20 protein-coding genes and 1 tRNA gene are annotated in these 25,348 nt (G+C 66.4%); 6 read left to right on the forward strand and 15 right to left on the reverse strand.

Annotation, left to right across the window (positions count from 1 at the left end; all coding sequences use genetic code 11):
* Positions 1 to 128: 128 nt before the first annotated feature.
* Positions 129 to 908, reverse strand: a complete 780-nt coding sequence (locus U9J41_RS08705; protein WP_322401818.1) for an alpha/beta fold hydrolase — start codon at positions 906 to 908, stop codon at positions 129 to 131.
* Between the two features lie 153 nt (positions 909 to 1,061).
* Here U9J41_RS08705 and U9J41_RS08710 point away from each other — a divergent pair, with 153 nt between their 5' ends.
* Positions 1,062 to 2,546, forward strand: a complete 1,485-nt coding sequence (locus tag U9J41_RS08710) for an HD domain-containing phosphohydrolase (RefSeq protein WP_322401819.1) — start codon at positions 1,062 to 1,064, stop codon at positions 2,544 to 2,546.
* Positions 2,547 to 2,632: 86 nt separating this feature from the next.
* On the opposite strand, the gene U9J41_RS08715 is transcribed toward U9J41_RS08710, so the two are convergent.
* The 6 genes from U9J41_RS08715 to U9J41_RS08740 form a co-directional block, all read right to left on the reverse strand.
* Positions 2,633 to 3,220, reverse strand: a complete 588-nt coding sequence (locus tag U9J41_RS08715; protein WP_322401820.1) for a 50S ribosomal protein L25/general stress protein Ctc — start codon at positions 3,218 to 3,220, stop codon at positions 2,633 to 2,635.
* 260 nt (positions 3,221 to 3,480) lie between these two features.
* Positions 3,481 to 4,431, reverse strand: a complete 951-nt coding sequence (locus U9J41_RS08720) for a ribose-phosphate pyrophosphokinase (protein WP_056126570.1) — start codon at positions 4,429 to 4,431, stop codon at positions 3,481 to 3,483.
* Between the two features lie 161 nt (positions 4,432 to 4,592).
* Positions 4,593 to 4,669, reverse strand: a tRNA-Gln gene (locus U9J41_RS08725).
* 73 nt (positions 4,670 to 4,742) lie between these two features.
* On the reverse strand, positions 4,743 to 5,642 hold the full coding sequence (ispE, locus tag U9J41_RS08730; protein WP_322401821.1) for a 4-(cytidine 5'-diphospho)-2-C-methyl-D-erythritol kinase: 900 nt from the start codon (positions 5,640 to 5,642) through the stop codon (positions 4,743 to 4,745).
* Position 5,643: 1 nt separating this feature from the next.
* Positions 5,644 to 6,258 (reverse strand): outer membrane lipoprotein LolB, encoded by a 615-nt coding sequence (locus tag U9J41_RS08735; RefSeq protein WP_322401822.1) that lies wholly within the window; start codon positions 6,256 to 6,258, stop codon positions 5,644 to 5,646.
* A gap of 62 nt (positions 6,259 to 6,320) precedes the next feature.
* Positions 6,321 to 8,114, reverse strand: coding sequence for a tetratricopeptide repeat protein (locus U9J41_RS08740; protein WP_322401823.1), 1,794 nt, complete (start codon positions 8,112 to 8,114; stop codon positions 6,321 to 6,323).
* 200 nt (positions 8,115 to 8,314) lie between these two features.
* Here U9J41_RS08740 and mutM point away from each other — a divergent pair, with 200 nt between their 5' ends.
* The 4 genes from mutM to U9J41_RS08760 all read left to right on the forward strand — a co-directional run bounded on the left by mutM (position 8,315) and on the right by U9J41_RS08760 (position 12,695).
* On the forward strand, positions 8,315 to 9,148 hold the full coding sequence (gene mutM, locus U9J41_RS08745) for a bifunctional DNA-formamidopyrimidine glycosylase/DNA-(apurinic or apyrimidinic site) lyase (RefSeq protein ID WP_322401824.1): 834 nt from the start codon (positions 8,315 to 8,317) through the stop codon (positions 9,146 to 9,148).
* Between the two features lie 31 nt (positions 9,149 to 9,179).
* Positions 9,180 to 11,102 (forward strand): dynamin family protein, encoded by a 1,923-nt coding sequence (locus tag U9J41_RS08750; protein ID WP_322401825.1) that lies wholly within the window; start codon positions 9,180 to 9,182, stop codon positions 11,100 to 11,102.
* Positions 11,103 to 11,120: 18 nt separating this feature from the next.
* Positions 11,121 to 12,230: an A/G-specific adenine glycosylase gene (mutY, locus tag U9J41_RS08755; RefSeq protein WP_322401826.1), complete on the forward strand. Its 1,110-nt coding sequence runs from the start codon at positions 11,121 to 11,123 to the stop codon at positions 12,228 to 12,230.
* Between the two features lie 96 nt (positions 12,231 to 12,326).
* Entirely contained in the window at positions 12,327 to 12,695 is a 369-nt protein-coding gene (locus U9J41_RS08760; protein ID WP_322401827.1) for a VOC family protein, read from the forward strand.
* Positions 12,696 to 12,698: 3 nt separating this feature from the next.
* Here the strand turns inward: U9J41_RS08760 and U9J41_RS08765 are convergent, their stop codons facing one another.
* The 8 genes from U9J41_RS08765 to U9J41_RS08800 all read right to left on the reverse strand — a co-directional run bounded on the left by U9J41_RS08765 (position 12,699) and on the right by U9J41_RS08800 (position 22,629).
* A complete protein-coding gene (locus U9J41_RS08765) occupies positions 12,699 to 13,838 on the reverse strand; it encodes a deoxyguanosinetriphosphate triphosphohydrolase (RefSeq protein WP_322401828.1) in 1,140 nt (379 codons plus the stop codon).
* Positions 13,835 to 15,460, reverse strand: a complete 1,626-nt coding sequence (aroKB, locus tag U9J41_RS08770) for a bifunctional shikimate kinase/3-dehydroquinate synthase AroKB (protein WP_425260204.1) — start codon at positions 15,458 to 15,460, stop codon at positions 13,835 to 13,837. The genes U9J41_RS08765 and aroKB overlap by 4 nt, the downstream gene beginning before the upstream one ends.
* Positions 15,461 to 15,576: 116 nt before the next feature.
* On the reverse strand, positions 15,577 to 17,535 hold the full coding sequence (locus U9J41_RS08775; protein WP_322401830.1) for an Ig-like domain-containing protein: 1,959 nt from the start codon (positions 17,533 to 17,535) through the stop codon (positions 15,577 to 15,579).
* A 25-nt stretch (positions 17,536 to 17,560) separates the two neighbouring features.
* On the reverse strand, positions 17,561 to 19,714 hold the full coding sequence (locus tag U9J41_RS08780; protein WP_322401831.1) for a type IV pilus secretin PilQ: 2,154 nt from the start codon (positions 19,712 to 19,714) through the stop codon (positions 17,561 to 17,563).
* Positions 19,711 to 20,250 (reverse strand): pilus assembly protein PilP, encoded by a 540-nt coding sequence (locus U9J41_RS08785; protein ID WP_322401832.1) that lies wholly within the window; start codon positions 20,248 to 20,250, stop codon positions 19,711 to 19,713. The genes U9J41_RS08780 and U9J41_RS08785 overlap by 4 nt, the downstream gene beginning before the upstream one ends.
* Positions 20,247 to 20,924, reverse strand: a complete 678-nt coding sequence (locus U9J41_RS08790; protein WP_322401833.1) for a type IV pilus inner membrane component PilO — start codon at positions 20,922 to 20,924, stop codon at positions 20,247 to 20,249. The genes U9J41_RS08785 and U9J41_RS08790 overlap by 4 nt, the downstream gene beginning before the upstream one ends.
* The gene (locus U9J41_RS08795) at positions 20,921 to 21,556 is read right to left on the reverse strand and encodes a PilN domain-containing protein (RefSeq protein WP_322401834.1); all 636 of its coding nucleotides are present in this window, start codon (positions 21,554 to 21,556) and stop codon (positions 20,921 to 20,923) included. Before U9J41_RS08795 ends, U9J41_RS08790 begins: the two co-directional genes overlap by 4 nt.
* On the reverse strand, positions 21,556 to 22,629 hold the full coding sequence (locus tag U9J41_RS08800) for a pilus assembly protein PilM (RefSeq protein ID WP_322401835.1): 1,074 nt from the start codon (positions 22,627 to 22,629) through the stop codon (positions 21,556 to 21,558). The genes U9J41_RS08795 and U9J41_RS08800 overlap by 1 nt, the downstream gene beginning before the upstream one ends.
* 324 nt (positions 22,630 to 22,953) lie before the next feature.
* Here U9J41_RS08800 and U9J41_RS08805 point away from each other — a divergent pair, with 324 nt between their 5' ends.
* Positions 22,954 to 25,305, forward strand: coding sequence for a penicillin-binding protein 1A (locus U9J41_RS08805; protein WP_322401836.1), 2,352 nt, complete (start codon positions 22,954 to 22,956; stop codon positions 25,303 to 25,305).
* Positions 25,306 to 25,348: the final 43 nt, after the last annotated feature.

Here is a 25,348-nt window from a genome sequence, read left to right on the forward strand (position 1 = left end):
CCGGGCTGCGGCCGCCGCTGGTTTACCGCTGGCTTACCGCCGGATTGCCGCCGGTTTGCCGCCGGTTTGCCGCTGAGTTACCGCTGATTTGCCGCTGATTTGCCGTTGATTTGCCGTTGATTTCCTGATTACCGGCTGGCCGCCACCGCCTCCAGAATCACCCGGGCGACGTCCGCCGGACGCGACTGCTGCGGCACGTGGCTGGTCGGCAGCTCCGTCGTCTTCGCGCCGATGGTTTTGGCGAACGCGCGCTCCAGGTCGGGCTGGATCATGCGGTCGTTCTTGCTGACGATGTACCAGCTCGGATGGTTCTTCCAGGCCGCGACCGTCGTCTTTTCGCCGAACGCCTTCACGGCGATCGGGCCTTGCGTGGCAGCCATCACGGCGGCGTGCTCGGCAGGTACGTCCTGGGCGAAATTCTCTTGCAACGCGGCCGGCGACAGGCTGGCGAAGCCGAACTTGTCGACCGTCAGCTTCATGATGCCCGGCGCCGGGGGCAGGTCCTTGCCGAGGTCGCTGGTGGCCTGGCCGGCGTTCGGCGCGAAGGCGGCCACGTAGACGAGGCTCGCGACCTTGTCGCCGGCGCCCGCTTCCGTGATCACGGTGCCGCCCCAGGAGTGGCCGACCAGCACGACCTTGCCGGGCTGGTTGTCGATCGCGCGTTTCGTCGCGGCCACGTCGTCGGCCAGCGACGTCAGGCTGTTCTGCACGGCCGTGACTTTGACGCCCTTGGCCTGCAGCAGCGGGATCACCTTGGCCCAGTCGGAACCGTCGGCGAACGCGCCGTGGACGATGACGACGGACGGTTGCGCGGCGGCGGTGGCGGCTTGCGCGGCACCGGTGCCGGCGGCGGCGATGGCAGCCGCGGCGGCCAGGGTGCGCAGGGTGGTGGAAATCGATGCTTTCATGATGGCTCCTTGTGGTTCGTTGTCGGGTTGTCGATGGAAGCCAGTGTAGGGAATCGCCTCCGGCAGGAGTATCGGTCGATCGACCGACCCCGGCGCCTGTCGAAAGACCAGGCGCGGCTTGCCGGCACGCGTCATTGTCACTACAGTACCGGCATGCAAATCGACAACACCGTCACCGTCGAGGACGCCGTCCAGGCCCTGGCCCTCGTCGGCGACCTCTCCATGGGCCAGCCGACCGACGGCTCGATCCGCGCCGCGCGCCTGGCCGCGCGCCTCGCGCACGCGGACGGCGCCGCGCCCGATGCCTGTGCCCACGCGCGGCTCGTGGCGCTGCTGCGCTGGTCCGGCTGCACGGCCAACGCGTCCGGCTTCGCCACACTGCTCGGCGACGACGTCGGCGGACGCGACGCGATGCTCACGCACACGCTGCCGCCGAACCACCCGCTGACCGTCACGAGCGTGACGCCGCTGGCGCGCATCCATTGCGAGGTGTCGGGCGACATCGCCGGCCTGCTGGGTCTGCCGGTGGAAGTCGAGGCCGGCCTGCGCCACGTCTGGGAACATTACGACGGCAATGGCTTGCCGGAACGGTTGAGCGGGCCGGCCATCCCGACCGTCGTCTATTACACGAGCCTGGCCGGCGACCTCGAGATCCTCGCGCGCACGCACGGCCTGGCGGATGCGCTGCGGATGATCGCCGGCATGGCCGACCGCAAGTATCCGGCGGCGCTCGTGCGCATGCTCACCGGTCACGCCCGGGCCTGGCTGGACGAGCTGGACGCGCCGGCACCCGCCGCGGACGCCCCGCTGCTGACGCGGCAGGTGCCCTTGAGCATCGTCGCCGACATGATCGAGCTGAAGCTGCCCTGGCTGGCGGGCTATTCGCGCAAGGTGGCCGCGCTGGCGGAATCGGCCGCCGCGCACGCCGACTTGTCGCCGGTCCAACGGCAATGCCTGGGCCGCGCCGCGCTCATCCACGGCATCGGACGTGCGGCCGTGCCGAACACGGTATGGGAACGGGATGGCCGGCTCAGCGCCGCCGACTGGGAAAAAATCCGCCTCGTGCCGTACTGGACCGCGCGGGCCGGCGTCCAGATCCCGTCGCTGCGTCTCGAGGCCGCGCTGGCATCGCACGCGTACGAGCGGCTGGACGGCAGCGGCTATTTCCGCAACCTGAATGCCGATGCGCTCGGCCTGCCGCACCGCCTGCTGGCGGCCGCGTGCGCTTACGTGGCGCTGTGCATGCCGCGTCCTTGGCGTCCGGCCCATGCCCCGCATGAAGCCGCACGTGTGCTGGCAGAGCAGGCCGGCGCCTTCGATGCGGCCGCCGTGCGCTGCGTGATCGCTGCGGCCGGCGCTCCGGCGGCCGGCGCTCCTGCGGCCGGCGGTGCGGCGGCGAGCGGTGCGGCGGCCGGTGGTGCGGCGCAGGCCGCCGCACCGCGCAAGAACGTGCTGTCGGAACGCGAGGTCGAAGTCCTGCGCCGCATCAGCCTGGGCGAGAGCAACAAGGAAGCGGCGCGGAGCATGCAGATCAGCCCGTCGACCGTGCGCACGCACGTGGAAAGCATCTTCCGCAAGCTCGCATGTTCGACGCGCGCCGCGGCCACGCTCAAGGCGCTGACCCTGGGGCTCATCTAAAACACCGGACAACAAAAAACCCGCCGGACTCGCGTCGCGACGGGTTTGATGCGATCCTCCGGACGAGCCGGCGGCCAGCGCAGGAATTACTCTGCAGCGACTTCGGCCGTTGCGGCGCCGCGCGGGATCGACGACGTGGCGACGGTCTGGTCCTGGCCGTGGGCGACGACGGTCACGCCTTCCGGCAGGTTCAGCTGCGACACGTGGATCGACTGGCCGGCTTCCAGCGTCGACAGGTCGACGGTGATGAATTCCGGCAGTTGGCCCGGCAGGCAGGACACGTCCAGCTCGTTCAGCACGTGCGACACGATGGCGCCGCTCAGCTTGACTGCCGGCGAGATGTCGGCGTTGATGAAGTGCAGGGCGATCTTGGTGTGGATCGGCTGCGAAGCATCGACGCGCTGGAAGTCAGCGTGCAGGACCAGTTGCTTGTATGCGTGCATCTGGAAGTCGCGCAGCAGGACTTTCTGCGCCTTGCCGTCCAGTTCCAGATCCAGGATCGAACCGTGGAAAGCTTCTTTCTTGAGCGCGTGGTACAACGCGTTGCCATCCAGGGCGATCAGTTCCGGGGCAGCTGCGCCACCGTAGATGATGCCCGGGGTCTGGCCGGCGTTGCGCAGGCGGCGGCTCGCTCCGGTCCCCTGCTGAGTGCGTGCAAATGCGACTACTTTCATGGTGTTACTCCAAGTGTGGGCCCGAATGCCGGCACATGCCGGCCCGGTTGCCCGGGTTGTGATGTCCCCGCGACCAGGGACATCGATAAAGAGCGCGCTCGCGCACGCTCAAGAAATTCTGTACAGCTCGATGCGTCAACGGCGCGCCGGCTTTTTGCCTTGCGCGCCGTGTTTTACGGATTACTCATGCGATTGGTGCCCACCAAACGGCGTTCGACACGTAGGGTGGGCTCCCCGAGCCCACCACGCTTTCCGCGAAATTAATCGACGAACAGCGAAATGACCGAATCGCCCTTGACGATACGCTTGAACGTCTCGGCCAGCAGCGGTGCGCAGGTCAGCTGACGGATCTTGCCGCAAGCCTGGGCAGCCGGGCTCAGCGGGATCGTGTCGGTGACGACCAGTTCGTCCAGCGGCGAATTCGCGATACGCTCGATCGCCGGGCCGGACAGCACCGGGTGCGTGCAGTACGCGACGACTTTCTTCGCGCCACGCTCTTTCAGCACTTCGGCGGCCTTGGTCAGCGTGCCGGCGGTGTCGACCATGTCGTCCATGATCACGCAGTTGCGGCCTTCGACTTCACCGATGATGTTCATGACTTCCGACACGTTCGCCTTCGGACGACGCTTGTCGATGATCGCCAGGTCGCAGCCGAGGCGCTTGGCCAGCGCACGGGCGCGCACCACGCCGCCGACGTCCGGCGACACGACGAGCAGGTCGTCGTAGTTGCGCTTCTGCAGGTCGCCCAGCAGCAGCGGCGATGCGTAGATGTTATCGACCGGAATATCGAAGAATCCCTGGATCTGGTCGGCGTGCAAGTCCATGATCAGGACGCGCTCGACGCCCGCTTCCTGGAGCATGTTGGCAACGACCTTGGCCGAGATCGCGACGCGCGCGGAACGCGGACGGCGGTCCTGGCGGGCATAGCCGAAGTAAGGAATCGCCGCGGTGATGCGGCCTGCCGATGCGCGCTTGAGCGCGTCGACCATCAGCATGATTTCCATCAGGCTGTCGTTGGTCGGTGCGCAGGTCGATTGCAGAACGAACACGTCCTTGCCGCGAACGTTCTCATTGATTTCGACCATTACTTCGCCGTCGGAGAACTTCGAAACGACTGCTTTGCCGAGAGGAATGCCGAGGTTTTTTGCGACCCCTTCTGCTAGCGCCGGATTGGCATTGCCGGTAAAAACCATCAGGTTTTCGTAAGCCATGGGAGTCCCAGAGATGTAAGCGTTGAAAGAAGAACTTGAAAAGCCGCTAATCGTCGGATGATTAACGTTGAACCACAAAAAAAAATGAGCCGCTCATTGGCGGCTCCATTTTTATCTGCCTGCTGGAGCACTCGTCATCGTCAGCTCAGGCAAAGAAACTTTGGCAGGGGAACAAGGATTCGAACCTTGGTATGCCGGAATCAAAATCCGGTGCCTTAACCAGCTTGGCGATTCCCCTACACTGAAACTTACAGCTCGTCGCTGCACTTGATTATTATATCGTCAAATGCGTCGACAGGCAAAATTTTATTCTACAACTCATGGGTTTGCAAGAGCGATTTCATCGGATGTCGCTGCAGCGCCATGGCTTTCCACGCTCTCCACTTCGCCGGCACCTGCCTCAGTACCTGTTCAGCTTCTTGCTCTGTGGAAAACGCGCAAAACACGCACGATCCGGAACCAGTCATCCTGGCCGCCCCGTAACCACCCAACCATTCGATCGCCTCTGCTACCGGCGGGAACAGGCGGGCTGCCACGTCCTGCAAATCATTCTTTCCGAAGCCAATCAAATCCTTCGATTCGACATGTCGTCTGGAAAAGTCCGATATTGTGATGGCTTTCGTGTCTCTTGTCAAATCGGGGGCCGTAAAAATCCCGACAGTAGGCACGGCGACGCCGGGCTCGATGACGATGTACCAGCAATCCGGCCCCGGCACGGCCTGCAAGGCCTCGCCCACACCCTCCGCGAACGCCGTCTCGCCGAACAGGAAGAACGGGATGTCGGCGCCCAGCGGCAGGCCCAGCGCGATCAGCTCGGCATCCGTCAGCCCGGCCTGCCACAAGTGATTGGCGGCCATCAATGCCGTCGCCGCATCGGACGAGCCGCCGCCGAGTCCGCCGCCCATCGGCAGGCGTTTCTCGACCGCGACATCGATGCCCCGCGGCAGGCGGCCGTGGCGGCGTGCGTAGTCCGCCTGCAGCGCGCGCAGGGCGCGCACGATCAGGTCCTGCTCTTCCGGCACACCGGGCACGTCCGTGGTGCGATTGACGCGGTCGTCGTCGCGCAGGTCGAAGTGCAAGGTGTCGCTGCGGTCGATGAGCTGGAACACCGATTGCAGCAGGTGGTAGCCGTCCGGCCGGCGGCCGACGACGTGCAGGAACAGGTTCAGCTTGGCCGGCGCCGGACAATCGTGCAGAAACGTCGCCCCCATGTCACGCCACCGGATCGATGACGATGCGGATCGTCAGCGCATCGCCGACGGCCGTCGTGCTGCGCTCGGCATCGATGCGGCGCGGCATCGGCGCGCCCTGCGGACCATTCTGCCATTCCACGAAACGCAGGCGCCAGCCATCGTTCGTGACGACACTGTCGTGCGCGGGCGACGCGATAAAACGCTTGCCGCCGGCAGCGACGGCATAGCCCTGCAGCCAGTCGCGCAGGCCGCTCACGGGCAGGGTCCAGCCGAGCGCTTTCGCGGTCAGCGTGTCGATGTCTTTTTCCACGCGCGGCTGGCGGCCGGACTGGGTCAGCGTCGCGGTCCCGGGCGTGACCGTGATCTCGGCGACCGTCTGGCCCAGCGGCGAGAACAGCGACACGTCGATGCGGCCCGGGCGCTGTACCCACGTGAAATTGCCGTTGATCGATTGCGGCTGGCCGTCTTTCGAGTAATTCGCGGCCAGCCGGCCGTTCAGGTCGATCGTGTCGCGGTAGGCGCCCACCTGGGCGGCCGGGTTGGCGAGCGGGACGTTGCTGGTGGTGGCGCATCCGGCCAGGGCGGCGGCGCAGGCGACTGCGCAAGCGAAACGGGAAAGACGGTGCATCGGCATGGAATCAATCAGTGAACAGGATGGACTGACGGACGCCGCAGCGTCCGTCCATTGTCATTATTTCACAGAGTCTGGTGCAGGCGCGCGAGCGTGCTCTTCAGCGCATCGTTCTTCGGGTCCTTGGCCTGGGCTTCGCGCCACAGCTTGCGGGCATCGTCCTTCTGTCCCTTCTTCCACAAGACCTCGCCCAGGTGGACCGCGATTTCCGGATCGTTGCGCAGCGTATAAGCCTTGCGCAGATGGGCTTCGGCATCGTCCAGCTTACCCATCCGATATTGCACCCAGCCCATGCTGTCCAGGATGAACGGGTCGTTCGGGGCCATTTTCAGGGCCTTGTCGATGAGCCGGTGGGCTTCCCGGAGACGCACGTTGCGGTCGGCCAGCGAATAGCCGAGCGCATTGTAGGCCTGCATATTGTCCGGCGACTTGGCGATGACCTTGCGCAGCGATTTTTCCATCACGGCCGTCTTGCCCATCTTTTCGGCCATCAGGGCATAGTCGTACAGGAAATCCATATTGTCCGGGAAGCGCTTGACGCCCTGCGCCATCAGCTTGAACGCTTCCTTGGCCTTGCCCGCGTCGCGCAGGATCTGGGCGTCGACGAGCACGACCTGCGCCTGCTCCGTCTTGTCGTCCGTCTTCAGCGTGGAGAGCAGCTTGCGCGCGCCGGCGACGTCGCCCTGCTTGGCCGTCAGCTGGGCACGGCGCAGCTGGGCACCGAACTGGACCTTGGGATCTTCGCTGTCGAGCCGGTCGAGCCAATCGGCCGCGGCCTTGTAATCGCCCCGTTCCTCGGCCAGCTGGGACAGGATCATCACGGCCTTGGACGGGTCGCGCTCGTCCTCAGGCGCCTTGTCCATCAGGTCGACGAAGCGGCTGAAATATTTTTCCGCGGCCGGACGATCGTTCATCTGCATCGACAGGATGCCCAGCGCGTACAAGGTGCCGGGGTTGTCGGGCTGGGCCTTGTCGAGCGTGAGGAATTCCTGGCGCGCGGCCTCGTACTGCTTTTCGTTGACGAGCAGGCGCGCATAGGCCGAGCGCACTTCGCGCGCCTCGGGATGGGCGGCGAGGAAATCCTTCAGCACCTTGATGGCGCCGCCCTCGTCCTCGCTGACCTGGGCCACCGTCAGCGCGGCGATCTCGGAGTCGGGCTTGATCTGCAGGGCGGCCTGGGCTTCGCGGCGGGCCGCCGCCTTGTCGTTTTTCGCCAGCGCGGCCTGGGCCAGCACGACGTGCGCTTCCATCAGGTTGCCGTACGGCGCGACGAGGCGCTCGAGCATGGCGACGGCGGCGTCCTTGTCCTTGGCGCGCAGCAGCAATTGCTGCATCTGGAACATCACGAGGCCGCGCGCGGCCGGGGTCGCCTCCGCCAGGCGCTGCTTCAAAATACTTTCGGCCTCGCCGAGGTTGTCGGACAGGATGATCAACCCCAGATAGTACTGGCTGGCCTCTTCGGAGTCCGGCGCGTACTGGCGCCACAGCTTGACGGCGGCGAGCGCGTCGTCGGCCTGCTTGGCGGACAGCGCCATCTCGGCGGCGCGCTTGGCCAGGCGCGGGTCCTTCGTCTGCTGGGCCAGGCTCATCATCGTCAGGTACGGGCCTTGCCAGTCCCCGTTCTTGAATGCCATCTCGGCCTGCATCAGCTGGGCCATCATGGCCGGGGTCATGTTGACGTTGGGGAGCTTCTCATCGGCTTGCTCGCCCTCTTTCGTCTTGCCGGCGTCGGGATGGTCCCGCGCCTCGGCGGCGGCGAGCGGCTGGTCGGACACGTCCTGTGCCGGCCGCTGCTTGGGCGCCACGGCGCAGGCCGACAGCAGTGCGGAGAGAGTTACAATGGCGAAAGCGTTTTTCAAGGCAAGTCCCACGTCGTCGAGATTGTCCGATTCTACGCCATGCACCCGAAGCGCGTGCGCCGCTGCAACACGAATTTACATTCCTCTCATTTCAAAGGATCGCTTCAATATGGTCAGGGCCAGGCGCAGCGACGCAGACAGTGCTGTAGCACGGCAAGGAGCTGCAACGACGTCCTGGCCATTTTTAAGCGAGACGATTCATGCCTGAATTACCAGAAGTCGAAGTTACGCGACGAGGCGTCGCCCCGCACCTGGACGACCGCATCGTCGACGACGTCGTGCTGCGCCGCGAAGGCCTGCGCTGGCCGTTTCCCCCGAATCTGCGCGAGCTGCTCGTGGGCCGCCGCATTCTCGGCACCGGCCGGCGCGGCAAGTATTTGCTGTTGAATTTCGAACATGGCACGCTGATCGTCCACCTGGGCATGTCCGGCCACCTGCGCGTGCTGCCGGAAGGCGTCGAACTGAAAAAGCACGACCACTTCGACCTCGTCGTGCGCGGTCCGGAAGGTCGGCGCGTGCTGCGCCTGCACGATCCGCGCCGCTTCGGCGCCGTGCTCTGGCATGGTCACGACGACGGCGAGCTGGAGCAGCACGTGCTGTTGCGCGGCCTGGGCGTCGAACCGCTCGAAGACAAGTTTTCCGGCGCCCTGCTGCATCAGGCCACGCGCAAGCGCAGCGCACCGGTCAAGCAGGTCCTGCTGGCCGGCGACATCGTCGTCGGCGTCGGCAATATCTACGCCTGCGAGAGCCTGTTTCGCGCCGGCATCAACCCGAAGACGGCGGCCGGCAAGATCAGCCGGGCCCGCTACGACAAGCTGGCCGAAGCCATCCGCGACATCCTCGCGGCCGCCATCGTGCAGGGCGGCAGCACGCTGCGTGACTTTATTGCCGTAAATGGCCAGTCGGGCTACTTCCAGCAGACATATTTCGTCTATGATCGTGCAGGAGTGCCTTGCCGCAACTGTGGCACGCCGGTCCGCCAGATCAAGCAGGGCCAGCGGTCCACGTTCTATTGCGCGGTCTGCCAACGGTAAGGTCATCGACGAGGCGACGGGACGCACCACTATGCAGGATCTACAACAGTATGCCGACTGGCGCGCGCGGGTCGCCCAGGCGCTGGAACAATATCGCGGCTGGGCCCGGGCGGCCGAGCTGCTGGACGGCGCGGCGGAACAGCGCGTCGCGCGCGCGCTCGCGCGGCTGTGCGACGCCCGGCTGTCGGTCGCGTTCGTGGCCGAGTTCTCGCGCGGTAAATCCGAGCTGATCAACGCCATCTTCTTTGCCGACTACGGCCAGCGCATCGTGCCGTCGAGCCCCGGCCGCACGACGATGTGCCCGACCGAATTCGCCTGGGACCCCGCGCTGGCGCCCTGCATCCGCCTGCTGCCCATCGAGACGCGCGCCGAGCGCCTGGCGACGGGCGATTATCGCGACGTGCCCGGCGCCTGGACCACGCTGCCGCTGGACCTGTCGGCGCCCGAACGCATGCACGAGTGCTTTTTACAGGTGAGCCTGACGCGCCGCGTCAGCCCCGCCGATGCCCAGCGCTACGGCCTGTACGATCCCGACGACCCCGACCTCGCCGCCACGCTGGGCGCCGACGGCCTCGTCGAGATCCCGCGCTGGCGCCACGCGCTGATCAACGTGCCGCATCCGCTGCTGCGGCAAGGCCTCGTGATCCTCGACACGCCGGGCCTGAACGCGATCGGCACGGAACCCGAGCTGACCCTGAACCTGATCCCGAACGCGCACGCCGTGCTGTTCATCCTGGCCGCCGAGACGGGCGTCACGAAGAGCGACATCGACGTCTGGCGCACGCACATCAACGCCGGCCCGGGCCGCATCGTCGTGCTGAACAAGATCGACGCGCTGTGGGACGAACTGCGCAGCGCGCAGGACAACGACGCCGCCATCGCGCGCCAGCAGCACGACGCGGCGCGCCTGCTGGGCGTGGCGGACACGCAGGTGTTCCCCGTCTCCGCGCAGAAGGCCCTCGTGGGCAAGATCACGGGCGACCTCGGGCTGTTCGAAAAGAGCCGCGTGGGCGCGCTGGAATCGGCGCTGTTCCACGAACTGATCCCGGCGCGCCAGGACATCCTGCGCCGCCAGCTGCAGGACGACCTCGCGACCTTGACGGGCGCCCAGGCCGCGCTGCTCGCCGCGCGCGGGCGCGACCTCGTCGAGCAGCTGCAGGAACTGCAAGGCCTGCGCGGCAAGAACCAGGGCGTGATCACCCACATGATGCGCCGCGTCGAGATGGAAAAGAAGGAATTCGACGCCAGCCTGTTCAAGCTGCAGGGCACGCGCGCCGTGTTCACGACCTTGTCGACGGATCTGTATTCCAGCATCGGCATGGACGTCGTGCAGGACCACGTCGACGCCGTGCGCGCCGCGATGGAAGCCGCGCGCTTTTCCACCGGCATGCGCGCGCCGGTACGCGTGTTCTTCGAGCAGGTGCGCGCCAGCCTGGATGCCGCCGCCGCCAAGATCGCCGAGATCGCCGCGATGATGGAGTCGATGGTGCGCCGCTTCTCCACCGAGCACGGTCTCGCGCTGGCGCTGCCGGCCACGCTGTCGCTGGAACGCTACCGCCGCGACATCGACGCCATCGAAGCCATCTACCTCAAGCAGTTCGGCACCGCGGCGCTGCTCATCACGAGCCGCGGCACGCTGCTCGAACGCTTTTTCGATTCCATCGCGTCGCGTGTAAAATTCGCGTTCCGCGAGGCGAACGGCGACGTGGAGGCGTGGCTGAAAGTGGTCAATGCGCCGCTCGAAGCGCAGATCCGCCAGCACCGCGACCAGCTGCGCCACCGCCAGGCGTCGATCCAGCGCATCCTGGACGCCACCGAAAGCCTGGAACAGAAAATCACCGCCTTCGAGGCGGCCCAACACGACCTGGAGCAGGTCAAGGCGCGGCTGGCGAGTCTGTCCGACGCCGTTGCCGATGCGCTGCGCGCCGACCTGCCCGAACTGCAAGCCGCCTGACGGCAGATCAGCCACTTCATGAAACGCAGCACCGACACCGAAACCCTGTCCGACCCGAGCTTTGCGCGCGCCGTCATAGCCTGGCAGCGCGCCCATGGCCGCCACGCCCTGCCCTGGCAGAACACGCGCGACGCCTACCGCATCTGGCTCTCCGAAATCATGCTGCAGCAGACGCAGGTGACCGCGGTGCTGGGGTATTACGCACGCTTCCTGGAGCGTTTCCCGACCGTGCACGACCTCGCCGCGGCACCATCGGAAGACGTGATGGCCCACTGGAGCGGCCTCGGTTACTACACGCGGGCGCGCAACCTGCACGCGTGCGCCAAGCGCATCGTCGCGGACTACGGCGGCGTGTTCCCGAGCGACCCGGCGCTGCTGGCCGACCTGCCCGGCATCGGCCGCTCGACCGCCGCCGCCATCGCCGCGTTTTCCAGCGGCGTGCGCGCCGCGATCTTGGACGGCAACGTGAAACGCGTGTTCGCGCGCGTGTTCGGCATCGACGACTACCCCGGCATCAAGCCGGTGGAAGACGCGCTGTGGCGCCGCGCCGATGCCCTGCTGCCGGAAGGCGACGGCATCGAAGCCTATACGCAGGGCCTGATGGACCTGGGCGCCACGCTGTGCACGCGCGGCAAGCCGGATTGCGGCCGCTGTCCGCTGCAGGCGCGCTGCGTGGCGTTCGCCACCGACCGCACGTCCGTCCTGCCCGTGCCGAAACCGAAAAAGGCGACGCCGGAACGGCGCGCGCTGATGCTGGCCATCGTCGACAACGGCCAGGTGCTGCTGCAGCAGCGGCCGGACTCCGGCATCTGGGGCGGCTTGTTGTCACTGCCGGAATACGACGGCCACGTGGCGCTGGATGAGGCGGACGACGTGTCCGCACCGACGCTGGCCGGCGCCGCCGGCGAATTCGGCAACGTCGCCGACGTGGAACCGCTGCTGCCGCTGGTGCACGGCTTTACCCACTACCGCCTGCACATCCAGCCGTACCGCATCGGCCTGCACGTGCGCGGCGCGACGCCGGCGGGCCACGTGTGGTGGGACCTGGCGGCCAGCGCCGACGCGCCGCTCCCGGCGCCGATCAAGAAGCTGCTGGGACAACTGGCAGCGCCGTCGCTGTTCAGCTAACACCGGGCTCTGACCCCGAATTGTCGGCTACTGACAGGAATTGACACGGGAGCTCCCTACACTGGCCGCACTGTCAACCAGCCAAGGAGAACCACCATGCTGACCCCAACCTATACGATCCTCTACGTCGCCGATCCGCACGCGAGCGCACGCCTGTATGCCACGCTGCTGGACACCCAGCACGTCGAAGCCTCGCCCACCTTTGTCCTGTTCATGCTGGAAAACGGGCGCATCCTGGGCCTGTGGGCGAAGTCCGCCGCCGAACCGGCCGCCGACTTCCACGGCAGCGGCAGCGAACTCGCGTTCCGCGTCGGGGACGATGCCGAGGTCGATGCGCTGCACGGCAAATGGCGCGACAGCGGCGTGCGCATCCTGCAGGCGCCGACACGGATGGATTTCGGTTATACGTTCACGGCCGCCGATCCGGATGGGCACCGCCTGCGCGTGTTCGCGCGCAGCGAGTAAGCATCAGAACGTATCGAGCGAATAGATGCGCCGGTGTTCCTTGATCGCATACCGATCCGTCATCCCGGCGATGTAATCGGCAATCTTGCGTGCCTGCTTCATCGCGTCGCTTGGCGCCACCTGGTAATCCGGCGGCAGCAGCACGGGATCGGTCAGGAAGGCATCGAACAGCTCGTGCACGACGCGGCTCGCCTTCACGCGCATGCGGTTCACCTGGTAGTGGCGGTACAGGTTCGCATGCAGGAAGCGTTTCAGGGCCGTCGTCTCCGCACGCATCGCCGGCGAAAAGCGGATCAGCGGCGGCCCCGCGCGCACGTCCTCGATGCTGTGCGGCGCGGCGTCCGCCAGCAGGTCGGCCGACGTCGCGGCCAGGTCGGCCGTCATCGCCGTGATCATCAGGCGGATCGTCTCGTACAGCTCGCGCCGGCCCGGCAGGCCGGGGTACTGCCGCACCACCTCGCGGTGCAGGCGCGCGAACAGGTCCACCTCTTCCATCTGCTTCATCGTCAACAGGCCCGAACGCAGGCCGTCGTCGATGTCGTGGTTGTTGTAGGCGATTTCGTCGGCGAGGTTCGTCAGCTGCGCTTCCAGGCTCGGTTGCGTCCTGTCGATGAAGCGCTGGCCGAGGTCGCCCAGCTGGCGCGCGTTCGCCAGCGAGCAGTGTTTCAGGATGCCTTCGCGCGTCTCGAACGTCAGGTTCAGGCCGTCGAAGGCGCCGTAGTGCTCTTCGAGGTGATCGACGACGCGCAGGCTTTGCAGGTTGTGCTCGAAGCCGCCATGGTCCTTCATGCAGTCGTTCAGCACGTCCTGGCCGACGTGGCCGAACGGCGTGTGGCCGAGATCGTGCGCGAGGGCCGTCGCTTCGACCAGGTCCTCGTTCAGGCGCAGGCTGCGCGCCAGCGTGCGCGCGATCTGGGCCACTTCGATCGAGTGCGTGAGGCGGGTGCGGAACAGGTCGCCCTCGTGATTGAGGAAGACCTGGGTCTTATATTCGAGCCGGCGGAACGCGGTCGAGTGGATGATGCGGTCGCGGTCGCGCTGGAACTCGCTGCGCGACCCCGGCGCGGCTTCCTGGTGGCGACGCCCACGGCTCTTCGACGACTGCGCCGCGTAAGGAGCCAGGTGGGCGTCGAAGTCGATCATCGCGAAGGTGTACCGACCGAGGCCGCCAACGTGGCTTCCAGCAGCTCGCGCGGGGCGTTCGTGATGCTCGGGCTGCCCAGCGGCTTCAGGAGGATGAACTTGATCGCGCCGCCCTCGTTCTTCTTGTCGACTTCCATCAGCTCGATCCAGCGCTCGACGCCCAGGTCCGGCGCCACCACGGGCAGCCCGGCCGCTTGCACCAGCGCGCGCACGCGCTCGAGCGCGGCGGCGTCGATCAGGCCCAGGCGGCGCGACAGGTCGGCCGCCATCACCATGCCGCAGCCGACGGCCTCGCCGTGCAGCCATTCGCCATAGCCCAGGCCGGACTCGATCGCGTGGCCGAAGGTGTGGCCGAAATTCAGCACGGCGCGCAGGCCGCCTTCGCGTTCGTCGCGCGCGACGACGTCGGACTTGATTTCGCACGAGCGCGCGATCGCGTGCGCGAGCGCCGCGTGGTCGCGTGCCATCAGCTGGGCGATGTTGGCCTCGATCCAGTCGAAGAAGCCGGCGTCGAGGATGGCGCCGTGCTTGATGACTTCCGCCAGGCCGGCCGACAGTTCGCGCGCAGGCAGCGTGTCGAGCGTCGCGGTGTCGGCGATGACGGCGCGCGGCTGGTAGAACGCGCCGATCATGTTCTTGCCCAGCGGGTGGTTGATGCCGGTCTTGCCGCCCACGGACGAATCGACCTGCGCGAGCAGCGTCGTCGGGATCTGCACGAACGGCACGCCGCGCATGTACGTGGCGGCGGCGAAGCCCGTCATGTCGCCGATCACGCCGCCGCCCAGCGCGACGAGCGTCGTCTTGCGGTCGCATTTATTGGCGAGCAGCGCGTCGAACACCTCGTTCAGGCTCTCCCAGGTTTTATATTCCTCGCCGTCGCGCAGGATGATGGGCACGACCTCGCGCCCGGCCGCGCGCAGCGGCGCCGCGACCTTTTCCAGGTACAGCGGGGCGACGGTCGTGTTGGTGACGATGGCCACCTTGCCGCCGCCGCCGATGTGGCGCTGTAAAAGGGAGGAATCGTCCAGCAGGCCGCGTCCGATCGCAATCGGATAGCTGCGGTCGCCCAGCTCGACGTTAAGGGAAATGCATGTCTGTTCGTTCATTGTCGGTTTTGCCTTGGACCGTTCGTGCGCGGCGCTTCTGGCGTCGATCTGGTCCAGAATGGTCTGAACCATCGATTGTACGTTAGGTCGGCCCGTATCGATGACGATGTCGGCGATCTCGCGGTACAGCGGCTCGCGCTGCTCGGTCAGGTCCTCGAGTTTGCGGCGCGGGTCGGCCGTCTGCAGCAGCGGACGATTCTTGTCGTGCGCCGTGCGCTGCAGGATGCTGGACACGCTGGCGCGCAGGTAGATCACGGTACCCCGCTCGGCCAGCAGCGCGCGGCTGGCCGGGTTCAGCACGGCGCCGCCGCCGGTGGCCAGCACGATGCCGTTCTGGGACGTCAACTCGCGGATCACGTCGGCTTCGCGGCGGCGGAAGCTGGCCTCCCCTTCGATCTCGAAGATCCACGGAATCGTGGCGCCGGTGCGCGCCTCGATCTCGTGGTCGGAATCGATGAAGGTCAGGTCCAGGCGCCGCGCCAGCAGCCGGCCGATGGTGGTCTTGCCGGCTCCCATCAGGCCGACGAGGAAGATGTTGTTGTTCTTACAGTCAGACACGTGTACGAGTTCAAATAAAAACGGCCAGGTATGCCCTGGCCGTTCTGTTGCAATCGGGCATCCCCTAAGAAAACTTACGGGCAGGTGAACGACAGTTTAAACGGAATAATGGTCGCCAAGCCAGAAGGCGTGGTAACCGACACGTTGAACGAGGCCTGGGCCGGCGAGCATTGGGTCGGATTCGTGCTCGAAATACTGAACACGTGCGTGGAGCCCTGCGGGTCGGCGCCGACCGTCATCCCGGTCGGATCGTCCACGTTGACGTTCGAATGCGGCGCGATATTCGGCACGGTGCCGGGCATCACCGGGGCGGCGTTGCCGTTGAGCATGCTCGTGATCTCGACCTTGGAACCGGCCGGCATCGGGTTGTTGTTGAGGTCGTTCAGCTGCAGTGCAAACACCTTGGTCGCGCTGCCGCTGATGGCGCCGAGGTCGACGGGCTTGCTCAGGTCCAGCGGCGTCGTGCTGCCGTCCATGTACACGTACTTCACGCTGCTGCCGCTGAAGAAGATGGCCGTCTTGTCGAACACGGTGTTGGTGCCGTCCGTCGAGCTGGCGCAGATCGTGGCCAGGCCGGCGCGGGTCGCGTCCGGCGTCACGGCATTGCACGGCGTGGCCGGCAGGCCCGGCGTCGCCGCCCGCGGCGCCTGCGTGCGGAACGCAACCGAGCACACGCCGTTGACGGTATTGCAGCCGCCCTTGTCGGACGAGCCGATGGCGCCCATATTCGTCTGGAACACGACCGGCGTGCCGTCCGGGACCGGGTTGCCGAAGGCGTCGGCCAGCATCACCTGCACGTTCGTGGCCGACGGATTGTCCAGGGTCCAGCCCTCGACGTTGAACGAGCCGGAGCTCAGCGAGAACGCGCGCTGCACCGGCAGGCCCGTCGTCACGACGATCGAGTCGGACAAGGTCGAGATGTCGGCGCCGCCGTTGGTGGCGGTGCCCGGCAGCGTGGCCTGGACGCGGAACGACGTGGGCACGCTGCCCGAATTCACGGTGGTCACGACCTGGCCGGTGGCGTCGGTCGTATCGCTCGCCTTGTTGATCTTGACGGACGTCGAGGCCGTCGTGAAATTCACCTGCTTGCCGGCGAGCGGGTTGCCGAAGATGTCGACGACCTTGAACGTCAGCGTGGCCGTCTCGGTGCGGCCGTTGCCGCCCTGGCCCTGGATCACGATCGACTGGTTGGTGGGCGACGCGCCGACGAACTGCACCGACGCGGCGGCCGGTGGGGCGATCGTCAGCGTGGCCGACGCCGACTTGGCGACACCGGCGGCCGACACGGTGATCGTATCGTTGTTGGCGCAGCCCTTGTCGCGGTACACCGTCTGGACGGTGCCGTTATTGGTCGGCACGGTCGCGGCCAGCGTCGCCTTGCCGGCCGTGACGCAGGCGGAGCTGAAGCTGACGTTGACCTGCTGGTCGGTGTACTTGCTCGATCCGTTCAACACGTCGACGGACAGCACGGTCGAGCCATAGGCCTGGATGCTGGCGGGGCTGGCGCTCAGGGTGCCGAAGGTCAGCGTCGTGGCGCCGACCGAATAGTTGGCGGTGCCGGTCGCGGTCGTGCCGGCCACGTTCGACGTGGCGGTCACGGTGCCCGCGCCGCCGGCGGCCAGGCTGGCGGCGCGCATGGAGATGGTCGCGACACCATTGACGTCCGTGAGCGCGGTGCCGGCGGTGGGCGAGAACACGGCCAGCGCATTGTCGGTGGCGAAGGTCACGATCGCGTTCGGGACCGGCTTCTTGCCGGCATCCAGCACGGTGGCCTTGACGGTCAGCGGCGTGGCGCCGGTGAGCGCGGTGGACGAGGCGCCGGCGGCATTCGTGAAGCCCAAGGTGACGGACGGCGCCGCGGTCGCGGTGGTGCCCGTGCCGGTGCCGGTGCCCGTGCTGCCGGAGCCCGTACCGCCGCTCACCGTCCCGGGATTGCCGCCGCCGCCGCCGCATGCGGTCAACACCATGGCCATCATCAGGCCGGCCGCGCGCACGCCGTGGCGCGCGGCGGATTCAGTCGTGGAATTCTTCATGTGTTTGCTGTTATGGATGGTTCTGTCAATGGCCGTTCTGCACGCGCTCGGCCACGATCTTCGGCGTGATGAAGACGAGCAGCTCGGTCTTGGTGTTCTCGCGCGACGTCGACTTGAACAGGTTGCCCACGACGGGGATGTCGCCGAACAGCGGCACCTTGCTGTCGTTGTGGGTCTCGGTCATCTGGTAGATACCGCCCAGCACCACCGTGCCGCCGTTTTCGACCATCACCTTCGTCTTCACGTGCTGGGTGTTGATGGCGAAGCCCGCCGTGGTCGACTCGCCCTTCGAATCCTTGGCGACGTCCACGTCCAGCACGACGTTGCCGTCCGGCGTGATCTGCGGCGTGACTTCCAGCTTGAGGTTCGCCTTCTTGAACGTGACCGACGTGGCACCGCTGCTGGTGGCCTGCTGGTACGGCAGTTCGACGCCCTGCTCGATGATGGCCGGGACGTTGTCTTCGGTGACGACGCGCGGGCTGGAGATGATCTTGCCCTTGCCGTCCGCTTCCAGCGCCGACAGTTCCAGGTTGAGGAAGCGGTTCGCGGCCGAGGAGAACAGCGAGAACGCGATCGTCGGCGCGGTCACGCCGTTGATGCCGGACGCCGGCAGGTTGACCAGCGTGCTGTTGGTATAGCCGTCGCCCTTGTCCGGGGTCTGGCCCGTGATCTGGCCCACGCCCGTCAGGTTGCCGCCGATCGCCACGCGCTGGTTGCCGTTGACCTGGTAGCCCGAATCGCCGCCACGCAGGTTGCGCAGGTCGGCGAAACCGAGCTTGGCGCCGAGGTTGCGCGAGAAGCCGTCGTTCGCTTCCACGAGGCGCGCTTCGACGAGCACCTGCTTGGTCGCGACGTCGGTCTTCTGGATCAGTTTGCGGATGTCCTCGATCTTGGAGGCGATGTCGGTCACGAACAGCTGGTTCGTGCGCGGATCGATGATGGCGCTGCCGCGCTTGGACAGCACGCGGTTCTTGCCGCTGCCGTCGCTGCTCGCGCTGCCCGTCTGGTCCAGGCCGAACACGGTGCGGAACGCTTCCGCCTTCTGGTAGTTCAGCTGGAAGATCTCGGAGTGCAGCGGCTCCAGTTCGGAGATCTGGGCGCGCTGTTCGAGCTCCAGCTTTTCCTTGGTCAGCAATTCTTCCTTGGGCGCGATCCACAGCACGTTGCCGTTCTTGCGCATGTCCAGGCCCTTGGCCTGCAGGACGACGTCGAGCGCCTGGTCCCACGGCACGTCCTTCAGGCGCAGCGTGAGGTTGCCGGTGACGGAGTCGCTCGTGATGATGTTCAGGCCCGAGATGTCGGCGATCGCCTGCAACGCCTGGCGCACCTCGACGTTCTGGAAGTTGAACGACAGCTTCTCGCCCCGGTAGCCCGTGCCGCCGGCGCCGCCGGCCGGACGGTTCGGGTCTTCCTTCACGGGCTTGACGTCGATGACGAGCTGGGTGTCGCTCTGGTAGACGCTCTGCTCCCAGTTGCCCTGGGTGTCCACGACCATGTGCGTGTTCTCTCCCTGCGGCGTCGTCGTGATGCGCGACACTGGCGTGCCGAAGTCGGTCACGTCCAGGCGGCGGCGCAGCGAGGGCGGCACGCCGGTCTTGAGGAAGTCGACGAGGATCTGCGTCCCGACCTGGCGCACGTCGACGGCGACCTGGCCGTTCGGTAGGTCGACGACGATGCGGCCTTCGCCATTGCTGCCGCGACGGAAATCGAGGTCGCGCAGCAGTTGCGACGCGACGGGCGCGGCGGTGGCCGCGACCGCCGGCTGGCCGGACGCGTCGACCGCACGCGCGGGCGCGCCCGAGCCTTCGACGGTGACGATGACGTCCTTGCCGTCGACGGCGGCGGCGTAGTTCAGCACGCGCTTGAGGTTCAGCACGAGGCGCGTGCGCGTGCCCGCCTGCACCACGTTCACGCCGCGCACGTCGCCCAGGTTGATGTCCTGGGCGGTCTTGCCGGTGGCGTTGGCGGTGGCGCCGAAATCGAGGGCGATGCGGGCCGGATTGGTGATCGAGAAGCCGATCGGCGGCTGCTTCGGCGCCTCCTTCATGGCCACTTTGATGACGACGTTGCCGCCCTGCTGGTTGGCGCTGATCGACTCGATCGCGTTGTCCTGGGCCCAGGCGCCCGCCGCGGCCAGCGCCAGCAGCAGTCCGCCGGCGACGGAAAGGAATCGGGTCATTTATGGTTCTCCTTGGTTTGCAGCTCCAGCTTCGCCTCGCGGCCGGACCATTCTCCGGCGGCGTCCTGCACCACTTCACGGATGTCGATGGCGTCCTCGCCCACGTGCGTGACGACGCCGAAATTCTGGCCGATGCGCTGGCCCGTCTTCACCTGATACAGCGAGCGGTCCACCTGCAGCAGCGCATAGCGGGTGCCGCCTTTTTCCATCGTGCCGACCATCTGCATGGTGTCGAGCGGGAAGGTCTCCAGCAGCTCGCGCGGCCGCTGCAGGTCCGGCTGGTTCGGGTTGTTCGAGGTCGCCGCCGTGCGGGCCAGCTCGCCCAGCAGCTTGTTCGGGTCGAACGGGTCGACGGCATCCTTCGCGCCATAGGCGTAGGGCAGAAAATCCTTGGGCGCGGGCAGCGGCTTCACGGTCGGGTGGGTGTCGTGCTTCACCTGTTCCATCCAGTCGCGCACCTCGCGCACGTCGGAATCGCCGCAGCCGGCCAGCAGCGCGGACGCCAGCGCCATCCCCATCACGATGCGCGCGCTCATGCCTTGCTCCCCTTGCCGCCCTTGCCGTTCTTCTTGGTCTTGCGCGCCTTCGCCTGCGCGTCCAGTTCATCCTGGTCGAGGTAGCGGAAAGTCTTGGCGATGGCGTCCAGCGACAGCGTGCCGTCCTTGCCGGCCGTGAGGGCCAGGTTGTTCAGGGTGACGATGCGCGGCATCTTGGCCATGTCGGCCGCGAACTCGCCGATGTCGTGGTAGTGGCCCGTGACCTTGATGTCGATCGGTAGCTCGGCATAGTAATCCCTGACGACGACCTGGCCCGGCTTGAACAGCTCGAACTGCAGGCCGCGCCCGATGCCGGCCTGGTTGATGTCGGACAGCAGCGCCGCCATCTCGGCCTTGCTCGGCAACTGCTTTTCGAGGCGCTCGACGTAGAGGTTCACCTGCTGCTGCTGGGCTTCCAGCGCGTCCAGGTTGATGGCCTGCGCCATCTTGATCTTGTAGTCGTCGCGCAGCTTGAGTTCCTGCGCGGCGAGGGCGTCCTGTTCCTCGAACTGGCCGCTCCAGTAAAAGAAGTAGCCGAGGCCCATGACAGCGACCATCACGGCGGCCGCGCACAACAGGCGCGGCGCCAGCGGCCACAGGCCCGGATGGCGTCCCTGCAGGCCCTCGAACTGGGCCGCCAGGTCGGCGAAAGACTGTTTCAGATCGATGTTCATGACTTGGTGCCTGCCGTGGTCGCGGCGTTCGCGCTCTTTTTCGTGGTGCCCGGCTTGCCGTCGTCGTCGTTCTGGCGGGCGCGCTTGATCGCGACGTTCAACGTGAATTCGACGACCTTGCGTCCGGTCTTGCTCTGCGCGAGCGTGGCGGCGCGCACCTCGGTCAGATCCGGACGCTCGAGCCACGGCGAGTTGCCGGACAGGTTGCGCAGCAATTCCGCCACGCGCTCCTGCGACTGCGCGTAACCGTTCAGCATCACGCGCTGGCCGTCCTGCTTGAAGCCCTTGAGGTACACGCCCTCCGGCGTCTGGCGCACCAGTTCGTCGAGCAGGTAGACGGGCTGGTTGCGGTCGCCCTGCAAGTCCTCGACGGCCTGCTGGCGCGCCTTCAGGCCCTCGATCTCGGACTTCAGGCTGGCGATCTTGCTGATCTTCTTGTCCAGTTCCGCGTTGGCGTTCTTGAGCACCAGGTTGCGTTCGTTGTGGACCGCGATACGGCTCGCGTTGTAGCCGCCCACGAGCAGCACGAGCGCGGCGCCGGCGACGCCGCCCAGGGCCAGCAGCGCGGCGAACGCGGTCTGCTTCTGCTTGCGCTTCGCTTCCCGGTGCGGGAGCAGGTTAATGCGGATCATCAGCCGAACCTCCGCAACGCCAGGCCGCAGGCAACGAGATAACCGGGTGCGTCGTTGCGCAACTGCTGCTCGCGCACGCCGGCGCCCAGTTGCATGCCGTGGAACGGCGCCACGACGGAGGTCGCGATGCGCGTGCGGCCCGCGATGATGTCGGGCAGGCCGGCCAGCTGGGCGCTGCCGCCCGCGAGGCAGATCTGGTCGATGCGCGTGTACGGCGTCGACGTGTAGAAGAACTGGATCGCGCGCGTGACTTCCAGCGCGGCGTTCTCCAGCCACGGCGCCAGCAGGTCGGCGCGATAATTGTCCGGCAGGTCGCCCGCCTTCTTGCGCGTTTCCGCTTCCTCGAACGAGAGGCCGTAGGCGCGCACGATGTCCTGGGTCAGCTGCACGCCGCCGAACGGCTGCTCGCGTTCGTAGACGGTCTCGCCGTTCTGCAGCACCGAGACGTGGGTGGCCTGGGCGCCGATCTGGAACAGCGCGACGATGCGGTCCTTCGGGCCGTTGTCCTCGTCGAGCAGGCGCTGCAGCGCGGCGCGCGCGGCATACGATTCGATGTCCATCACGGTGGCCGTCAGCCCCGCCGCTTCGGCGATGGCGACGCGATCCTCGACCTTTTCGCGGCGCGCGGCGGCCAGCATCACTTCCATGTCCTCGGGCGAGTTGGCGGCCGGCCCGATCACGTCGAAGTCGAGGCTGACCTCGTCCAGCGCGAACGGGATATACTGGCTGGCCTCGGATTCGACCTGCACTTCGAGCTGGTCTTCCGGCAGGCCGGCAGGCAGGATGATTTTCTTGGTGATGACGGCGGCCGGCGGCATGCCGAGCGCCACGTGCTTGATGCGGGTGCCGCTCTTCTGCACGACGCGGCGCACCGCGTCCGACACCGCTTCGATATTCTCGATGTTGCCGTCGACGACCGCGCCGCGCGGCAGCGGTTCGGCCGCATGGCGTTCGAGCCGCAATTCGCCCTTGCCGCCGTCGGACAACTCGACCAGGCGCACGCCGGACGTACTGATATCGAGTCCGACCAATGGCGGGCTCTTCTGTCCGAACAAGGAACCTAGACTGATCACGAGCGCACTCCCTCTCTGCTACTTCTGCGTTCCTGAAATGTCGGAACGGCTTTGAACGCCCGCGTGGGGAACTATTGAAAAATCATGGATATAGTGCGGATATATCAGGCACTGCATTGAATCGTAGCAATACTGATGTGCAAGGACAAGAAATTTCTACACGGGAACATATTCAGGCGAAGCAGGAAAGCGACACTTCGTTACTCCCTGATATCGATCAATATTGTCACCGCTTCCACACCTGTTGTTCACTTGTCTATCAGTGCCTCAAAAACGCCCCTGCCTTATAATGAACTGGATCAATAAAGCGAGCCCACTTCCCGCATGAAAGCATCCCAAAACGGGGGCAGCCCCGCGCCGCAGTCTTCTTCGCCCAAGCACACTCCCAAGCGCATCCTCCTGACCCTCCTCGCCACCCTGGCGGGCCTGGCCGCCTGCGGCGTGCTGGTGGTCGTGTTCGCGCTGGCGATGGCGTATCCGAACCTGCCCGCCCTCGACACCCTCACCGACTACCGGCCCAAGATGCCGCTGCGGATCTTCACGGCCGACAACGTGCTGATCGGCGAATTCGGCGAGGAGCGCCGCACCCTCGTCCACTTCAAGGAGATTCCCGACGTGATGAAGAAGGCCGTGCTCGCGATCGAGGACGACCGCTTCTACGAACACGGCGGCGTGGACTACTGGGGCATCCTGCGCGCGGCCATCCACAACGCCACCGGCGGCGCGCGCCAGGGCGCATCGACCATCACCCAGCAGGTGGCGCGCAACTTCTTCCTGTCGTCCGAGCAGACCCTCAAGCGCAAGGCCTACGAGGCGCTGCTGGCCTACAAGATCGAAAAGAACCTCACCAAGGACCAGATCCTCGAGGTCTACATGAACCAGATCTACCTGGGCCAGCGCGCGTTCGGTTTCTCGTCGGCCGCGCAGATCTACTTCGGCAAGGACCTGAAAGACATCTCGATCGCCGAGGCGGCGATGCTGGCCGGCCTGCCGAAGGCGCCGTCGGCCTACAACCCGGTCGTCAATCCCAAGCGTGCGCGCGTGCGCCAACAGTACATCCTGGTGCGCATGCACGACCTGCACTACATCACGGACGCCCAGTTCGAACAGGCGAAGAACGAGGAACTCAAGATCAAGACGGACAGCACGGCGTTCGGCGTGCACGCCGAATACGTGGCCGAGATGGCGCGCCAGCTGGTCTACGAACAGTTCAAGGAAGACACCTATACGCGCGGCCTGAACGTGTTCACGACGATCACCAAGGCCGACCAGGACGCCGCCTACCTGGCGCTGCGCCGCGGCGTGATGGACTACGAGCGCCGCCACCCGTACCGCGGCCCGGAAAAATACATCGAGATCCCGTCCGCCAAGGGCGACGCCGACGAAGCCATCGAAGCGGAACTGGCCGAGCATCCCGATTCGGACGACATCGTCGCCGCCGTCGTGCTGTCGGCCTCGCCCGCGCAGGTGAAGGCCGTGCTGGCGTCGGGCGAGGAGATCACGATCGCGGGCCCGGGCCTGGCATTCGCCAAGGACTGGCTGTCGCCCAAGGCGGCCGAGACCCGGCGCGTGCGCCGCGGCGCCGTCATCCGCGTGACGCAGGACGGCGGCTCGGCGTGGAACATCACGCAACTGCCGGAAGTGGAATCGGCCTTCATCGCCGTCAATCCGGACGACGGCGCGATCCGCGCGCTGGTCGGCGGCTTCGACTTCAACCGCAGCAAGTTCAACCACGTCACGCAGGCCTGGCGCCAGCCGGGGTCCTCGTTCAAGCCGTTCATCTATTCGGCATCGCTGGAACGGGGCTTCTCGCCCGCGACCGTCATCAACGACGCGCCGATCTCGTTCGACGCCGGATCGACGGGCGGCCAGGCGTGGGAACCGAAGAACTACGACAACAAGTACGAAGGCCCGATGACGATGCGGCGCGGCCTGACCAAGTCGAAGAACATGATCTCGATCCGGATCCTGAACAAGATCGGCGCCCGCTACGGCCAGGAATACGCGACCCGCTTCGGCTTCGACCCGGACAAGAACCCGCCTTATTTGACCCTGGCGCTGGGCGCGGGCGCGACGACGCCGCTGCAGATGGCCGGCGCCTATTCCGTGTTCGCCAACGGCGGCTACCGCATCAGCCCCTACATCATCTCCAAGGTGACGGATGCGGACGGCAAGGTGCTGTCGGAAGCGCGTCCGGACCGCGCCGGCGTCGACGCCAACCGCGTCATCGACGAGCGCAACGCGTGGCTGATGGACAGCATGCTCAAGGACGTGGCCCGCTACGGCACGGCGGCCAAGGCGCAGCAGATCCTGAAGCGCCCGGACATCGCGGGCAAGACGGGGACGACGAACGACTCGATCGACGCCTGGTTCGCCGGCTACCAGCCGCACCTGGTGGGCATCGCGTGGATCGGCTACGACCAGCCGCGCAACCTGGGCAACCGCGAGACGGGCGGCGGCCTGGCGCTGCCGATCTGGATCGGCTTCATGCAGAAGGCGCTCAAGAACGAGCCGGTGGTCGAGCGCCCGGTACCGCCGGGTCTCGTGCAGTACGGCGACGAGTACTATTACGCCGAGAACCCGCCGGGCACGGGGGTGCAGTCGCTCGACGTGGGGCCGGCGCAGCCGGCGTCCGAGCAGAAATCGCGCGACGCGGTGCGCAACGAACTGTTTTAATTTCCGACACCGCCTCGTGCCGGCGTTACGCGTGGGCGGGGGC

The sequence above is a fragment of the Massilia luteola genome (assembly GCF_034420155.1).
GTDB classification, from domain to species: domain Bacteria; phylum Pseudomonadota; class Gammaproteobacteria; order Burkholderiales; family Burkholderiaceae_D; genus Telluria; species Telluria luteola.

What these genes read in the sequence shown, in the direction of transcription:
- U9J41_RS08705 (WP_322401818.1), bottom strand. Translation starts at nt 908, where the DNA reads ATGAAAGCATCGATTTCCACCACCCTGCGCACCCTGGCCGCCGCGGCT.
- U9J41_RS08710 (WP_322401819.1), top strand. Translation starts at nt 1,062, where the DNA reads ATGCAAATCGACAACACCGTCACCGTCGAGGACGCCGTCCAGGCCCTG.
- U9J41_RS08715 (WP_322401820.1), bottom strand. Translation starts at nt 3,220, where the DNA reads ATGAAAGTAGTCGCATTTGCACGCACTCAGCAGGGGACCGGAGCGAGC.
- U9J41_RS08720 (WP_056126570.1), bottom strand. Translation starts at nt 4,431, where the DNA reads ATGGCTTACGAAAACCTGATGGTTTTTACCGGCAATGCCAATCCGGCG.
- ispE (WP_322401821.1), bottom strand. Translation starts at nt 5,642, where the DNA reads ATGGGGGCGACGTTTCTGCACGATTGTCCGGCGCCGGCCAAGCTGAAC.
- U9J41_RS08735 (WP_322401822.1), bottom strand. Translation starts at nt 6,258, where the DNA reads ATGCCGATGCACCGTCTTTCCCGTTTCGCTTGCGCAGTCGCCTGCGCC.
- mutM (WP_322401824.1), top strand. Translation starts at nt 8,315, where the DNA reads ATGCCTGAATTACCAGAAGTCGAAGTTACGCGACGAGGCGTCGCCCCG.
- U9J41_RS08750 (WP_322401825.1), top strand. Translation starts at nt 9,180, where the DNA reads ATGCAGGATCTACAACAGTATGCCGACTGGCGCGCGCGGGTCGCCCAG.
- mutY (WP_322401826.1), top strand. Translation starts at nt 11,121, where the DNA reads ATGAAACGCAGCACCGACACCGAAACCCTGTCCGACCCGAGCTTTGCG.
- U9J41_RS08760 (WP_322401827.1), top strand. Translation starts at nt 12,327, where the DNA reads ATGCTGACCCCAACCTATACGATCCTCTACGTCGCCGATCCGCACGCG.
- U9J41_RS08765 (WP_322401828.1), bottom strand. Translation starts at nt 13,838, where the DNA reads ATGATCGACTTCGACGCCCACCTGGCTCCTTACGCGGCGCAGTCGTCG.
- aroKB (WP_425260204.1), bottom strand. Translation starts at nt 15,460, where the DNA reads ATGGGAGCCGGCAAGACCACCATCGGCCGGCTGCTGGCGCGGCGCCTG.
- U9J41_RS08775 (WP_322401830.1), bottom strand. Translation starts at nt 17,535, where the DNA reads ATGAAGAATTCCACGACTGAATCCGCCGCGCGCCACGGCGTGCGCGCG.
- U9J41_RS08780 (WP_322401831.1), bottom strand. Translation starts at nt 19,714, where the DNA reads ATGACCCGATTCCTTTCCGTCGCCGGCGGACTGCTGCTGGCGCTGGCC.
- U9J41_RS08785 (WP_322401832.1), bottom strand. Translation starts at nt 20,250, where the DNA reads ATGAGCGCGCGCATCGTGATGGGGATGGCGCTGGCGTCCGCGCTGCTG.
- U9J41_RS08790 (WP_322401833.1), bottom strand. Translation starts at nt 20,924, where the DNA reads ATGAACATCGATCTGAAACAGTCTTTCGCCGACCTGGCGGCCCAGTTC.
- U9J41_RS08795 (WP_322401834.1), bottom strand. Translation starts at nt 21,556, where the DNA reads ATGATCCGCATTAACCTGCTCCCGCACCGGGAAGCGAAGCGCAAGCAG.
- U9J41_RS08805 (WP_322401836.1), top strand. Translation starts at nt 22,954, where the DNA reads ATGAAAGCATCCCAAAACGGGGGCAGCCCCGCGCCGCAGTCTTCTTCG.